General features: G+C 54.6%; 5 tRNA genes. All 5 read right to left on the bottom strand.

Annotation, left to right across the window (positions count from 1 at the left end):
* A tRNA-Lys gene (locus AC1DEF_RS29315) sits at positions 1-73 on the bottom strand.
* Positions 74-77: 4 nt separating this feature from the next.
* Positions 78-152: transfer RNA gene (locus tag AC1DEF_RS29310), tRNA-Gln, on the bottom strand.
* Positions 153-159: 7 nt separating this feature from the next.
* Positions 160-243, bottom strand: a tRNA-Tyr gene (locus tag AC1DEF_RS29305).
* An 8-nt stretch (positions 244-251) separates the two neighbouring features.
* A tRNA-Thr gene (locus AC1DEF_RS29300) sits at positions 252-327 on the bottom strand.
* Positions 328-331: 4 nt separating this feature from the next.
* Positions 332-407, bottom strand: a tRNA-Val gene (locus AC1DEF_RS29295).

The following is a 407-nucleotide window of genomic DNA, read 5'->3' as shown; positions in this document are numbered from 1 at the left end:
TGAGCCATGAAGGACTCGAACCTTCGACCCTCTGATTAAAAGTCAGATGCTCTACCAACTGAGCTAATGGCTCTCTATGGCTGGGCTAGCTGGATTCGAACCAACGCATGACGGAATCAAAATCCGTTGCCTTACCGCTTGGCGATAGCCCAATARARATGGTGGAGGGGGGCAGATTCGAACTGCCGAACCCGAAGGAGCGGATTTACAGTCCGCCGCGTTTAGCCACTTCGCTACCCCTCCGATATAAATGGTGCCGGCAAGAGGACTTGAACCCCCAACCTACTGATTACAAGTCAGTTGCTCTACCAGTTGAGCTACACCGGCACGGTGGTGGAGGATGACGGGATCGAACCGCCGACCCCCTGCTTGTAAGGCAGGTGCTCTCCCAGCTGAGCTAATCCTCC

The sequence above is a fragment of the Priestia sp. 10L35 genome, from assembly GCF_056395685.1.
This window is presented reverse-complemented; position numbering and strand designations above follow the sequence as displayed.